Origin of the sequence: Actinosynnema sp. NPDC023658, from assembly GCF_040639995.1 — a bacterium.
GTDB lineage: Bacteria > Actinomycetota > Actinomycetes > Mycobacteriales > Pseudonocardiaceae > Actinosynnema.
Genome location: NZ_JBFAAX010000513.1, coordinates 1 through 4238, shown reverse-complemented (window position 1 = coordinate 4238; position 4238 = coordinate 1). Strand labels below are relative to the sequence as shown.

The 4238-nt window shown below is 69.3% G+C and carries 2 protein-coding genes and 1 pseudogene; all 3 read left to right on the top strand.

Annotated elements, in window-relative coordinates:
• Positions 1-434 (top strand): annotated as a pseudogene (locus tag AB0G02_RS30160) (glycoside hydrolase family 2 protein); the annotation flags it as partial.
• A gap of 315 nt (positions 435-749) precedes the next feature.
• Positions 750-2426, top strand: coding sequence for a cellulase family glycosylhydrolase (locus AB0G02_RS30155; protein ID WP_360800601.1), 1677 nt, complete (start codon positions 750-752; stop codon positions 2424-2426).
• 249 nt (positions 2427-2675) lie between these two features.
• Positions 2676-4082, top strand: coding sequence for an RICIN domain-containing protein (locus AB0G02_RS30150; protein ID WP_360800598.1), 1407 nt, complete (start codon positions 2676-2678; stop codon positions 4080-4082).
• Positions 4083-4238: the final 156 nt, after the last annotated feature.

The window sequence follows — 4238 nt, the reverse complement described above, 5'->3', positions numbered from 1 at the left end:
TGCCGCCCCGGTCCGCCGCGCCGCTGGACCTGGCCGACGACCTGCTCGAACCCGCCGATCCGAAGGGTGAGGTGCTGGTCGCGGTCGCGGGCGACGTCCGCACCCACCACCTGTTCGGCGAAGACCTCGACCTCGACTACCACCCCGCGCCGTTCACGGCCGCCGTGGCGCCCGTGGTCGGTGGCTACCGCGTCACCGTGCGGGCCACCTCGTACGTCCGGGACGTCGGCCTGCTGGCCGACAAGGTGGCCGCCGACGCGGTCGTCGACGACATGCTCGTCTCGCTGACCGCCGGCGAAGCGCACCACTTCCTCGTGCGGACGTCGCAGACGTTGCCCGACCCGGCCGTCCTGCTCGATCTGCGCGTGCTCCGGTGCGCCAACACGATCATCGGCGGTGACCGCCCACCGGATTGGCCCGCAACCCTCGGGTGAGAAAGACCCCCGGGTCCGGAGTTGTCGGCCGACATCGCCCGGTCGGCCACATCTCCGGATTTCGACGACCCCATTTTCAATCGGTCGTCCGGTCGGCCCGGACCGGCTGAAACGATGAGCACGCGCTTTTCCGCATAGAGGTCTTCAGCTTTCGCAACATCTTCGCTACCGTTGTTCTGGGAACGCTCCCAGAGCACGTGGAGCCGCCTCTCCCGGGAGCGGTCCACACCTGATTCGGCGGCCCTCCCTGCCTCTCGGAACCACTTCCGGAAGACATCGCAGCGGACTGGGCTTCACCTGCACAAAGGAGTGCTGATGTTCGGAGGAGTCAGAAAACGGCGCGTCGCGGTCGCCGCCTTGGGCGCGGTCGTGTCCATCGCGAGCACCGCCCTGATGGCGGCGGCGGGCGGGTCGTGGACGGGTGACGCGAGCGCGGCGGCGGCGTTCGCGTGCCGGGTCGACTACTCGACCCACGACTGGGGCAGCGGGTTCGGCGCCAACGTGACCGTGGCGAACCTGGGTTCGTCGGCGGTCAACGGGTGGACGTTGACCTACTCCTACGCCGGCAACCAGACCCTGATGCAGGGCTGGAGCGGTATCTGGTCGCAGTCGGGCAAGAAGGTGACGGTGACCAACGCGAGTTGGAACGGCACCATCCCGGCGAAGGGCAGCGTGTCGACGGGGGCGAACTTCTCCTACGGCGGCAGCAACGCCAAGCCGACGGACTTCGCGGTCAACGGCGCCCCGTGCACCGGCACCGACCCGACGACGACCACCACGACCACCACCACGACGACGACCACCACCACGACCACCACGACGACGACCACTCCGCCCGGCGATGGTCCGGCGCCGAAGTTGCGCGTGTCGGGCAACAAGCTGGTCACCGCCGCGGGCACGCCGTACCGGCTGCTGGGCGTGGACCGCTCCAGCGGCGAGTTCGCGTGCGTGCAGGGCAAGGGCATGTGGGACGGCGGTCCGGTGGACCAGGCGTCGGTGGACGCGATGAAGACGTGGAACGTCCACGCGGTGCGGGTGCCGCTGAACGAGGAGTGCTGGCTGGACGTGTACGGCTCGCCCGGCGGCGCCACCTACCAGAAGGCCGTCAAGGACTACGTGGACCTGCTGGTCGCCAACGGCATCAACGTGATCCTGGACCTGCACTGGACCTGGGGCGCGTACACCAACAGCCCTGACTGGCACTGCAAGGACGAGCACGCGGTGTGCCAGAAGCCGATGCCGGACGCGAAGTACTCCCCGCAGTTCTGGACCGGCGTCGCGAACGCGTTCAAGGGCAACGACGCGGTCGTGTTCGACCTGTTCAACGAGCCCTACCCGGAGATGGCCGCGAACTGGGACAAGACCCTGGGCTGGCAGTGCTGGCGCGACGGCGGCACCTGCACGGGCATCCCCTACGAGGTCGCCGGGATGCAGGACCTGGTCGACGCGGTGCGCTCCACCGGTGCGACCAACGTGCTGATGCTGGGCGGCCTGGAGTGGGCCAACGACATGCGCGAGTGGCTCACCCACAAGCCGGTCGACCCGCTGAACAACATCGCCGCCTCGTGGCACGCCTACAGCAACAACGCCTGCGCCTCCGTGACCTGCTGGGACACCCAGATCGCCCCGCTCGCCGAGCAGGTCCCGATCGTGCTCGGCGAGTTCGGCCAGGACAACTGCGGCTACGACTACATGGAGACGCTGGCGGACTGGGCCGACGCGCACCACATCAGCTACCTCCCGTGGACCTGGAACCCGTGGGGTTGCAGCACGGGCGCCGTGCTCATCAAGGACTGGACCGCCCCCCCCCCACCGGGGGGCGGTGCGGCCACCACGCCCCACATGCGGCCCTACACGCCGAACCCCCCCCACCACCCCGCCCGCCCCCCCAACCACCCCCGGGGGGCGGCCCGGTCGCGGCTCCGGACCTGGAGCCGGCCGACCTGGCGGACCGCCGCTGGTTCCGGTTCCCGCGGCGTGGCACGACGGTGACCCGGGCCCGCTGATCCGGCCGTTCGTCCGAACGGCGCCGACCGCCTGCCGCCATTCTTCCCGAGCTAAACAAATTCGTGCTTCCTTTTAGCACCCGGCGAATGCCATCGGCCATTCGTCCCATTGCCGTGCGAAACATCTTCGTCGCGCCTTGACCGGGTACCGGCGGTACCGCACAGTTTGGTTCTCGGCTTTCCAATCCGCCACAACGACGTGAACGTTGGTTATTCGATGAAGAGGAGCACGCCCATGGCCGGAACAGGCCTCCACCCGCCCGCCGCCCCACGGGCTCGCGGGCGTCGTCTGATCGGCGTCACCGCCGTCGTCACCGTGCTGCTCGGCGGGCTGGTGGCGGCGCTCGACGCGGCCCCCGCGTCGGCGGCGACCGTCGACACGACCGCCTGGTACGCGCTGGTCAACCGCAACAGCGGCAAGGCGTTGGACGTCTACAACTTCGCCACCAACGACGGCGCCCGCGTCACCCAGTGGACGCGCAGCGACGGCACCAACCAGCAGTGGCAGTTCGTGGACTCGGGCGGCGGCTACTACCGGGTGAAGTCCCGGCTGTCGGGCAAGGTGCTGGACGTCTACAACTTCTCCACCGCCGATGGCGCCAACATCGTGCAGTGGGCCGACGGCAACGGCACCAACCAGCAGTTCCGCCTGGCCGATTCCGACGGCGGCTACGTGCGGCTGATCAACCGCAACAGCAACAAGGCCGTCGAGGTCCAGGGCGCGTCCACCGCCGACGGCGGCAACGTCGTGCAGTACAGCGACTGGGGCGGCAGCAACCAGCAGTGGCAGCTCGTCCGCGTCGGCGGGGGCACCACGACGACGACCACCACGACCACGACGACGTCCTCGACGCCTCAGCCGGGCCGTCCCATGGTCGAGAACAGCTTCCCGGTCACCCGTGAAGGCGCGTACGGCGACAACCGGTTCACCGTGTTCCGCCCGTCCGACCCCGGGGCACTCGGTCGACCCCTGCCCGTGGTGGCCTTCGGCAACGGCGCCTGCGCGCACACCAACAACAGCGAGGTGACGCAGCTGCTGACCGCCATCGCGTCGAAGGGCTTCGCCGTGGTGGACATCGGCTCCGCCAACGGCTCGGCCAACGGCCTGCCCAGCGGTTCGCCCATCCCCTCGCTGCTGACCGACGCCCTCACCTGGGCCGAGCGCGAGCAGACCCGCTCGGGCGCACCGCTGTCGCAGCGGCTCGACACGACGAGGATGGTCACCGCCGGTCACTCGTGCGGCGGGCTGGAGGCCCTCATCGCCGCCCAGGACCGCCGGGTCGACGCCACCGTCTCGCTGGACAGCGGCCTCTTCGCGGACGGCTCCTTCGGCTACTCGCGCTCGGAGCTGAGCAAGCTCCACGCGCCGGTGCTGTACATGGACGGAGGCCCCTCCGACATCGCCTACGACAACACCCGGGCCAACTACAACCTGACCACCGTCCCGGCCGTCCTGGCCGAACACCCCCAGGCCGGGCACGGCGGCTTCATCACCGGCTACCAGATGGCCGACGGCGTGATCACGACCGTGCAGTTCCTCGACATGGTGCTGAACGGCAACCAGACCGCCCGCGCCTACATCATGGAGTCGTCCGGGCTGGCGTCGAAGGCACCTTGGACGGTGGCCAGGAAGAACTTCTGAGACCGACGACCATCCGGCGATCCGGCTTCGGGGACGGCGGCGCGGGGTGCGGGGTCGGACGTTGACAACCGACGCGCAGAGTTCGTGTAATTCTTTCACGTGTCACTCTGCACAACCGCCCCTGCACGTTGAGTAAAGGGAGGTACGGTCATGGCC

Bases quoted from the DNA above. Each gene is read 5' to 3' on its own strand.
- AB0G02_RS30150 (WP_360800598.1), top strand. From the start codon at position 2,676: ATGGCCGGAACAGGCCTCCACCCGCCCGCCGCCCCACGGGCTCGCGGG.
- AB0G02_RS30155 (WP_360800601.1), top strand. From the start codon at position 750: ATGTTCGGAGGAGTCAGAAAACGGCGCGTCGCGGTCGCCGCCTTGGGC.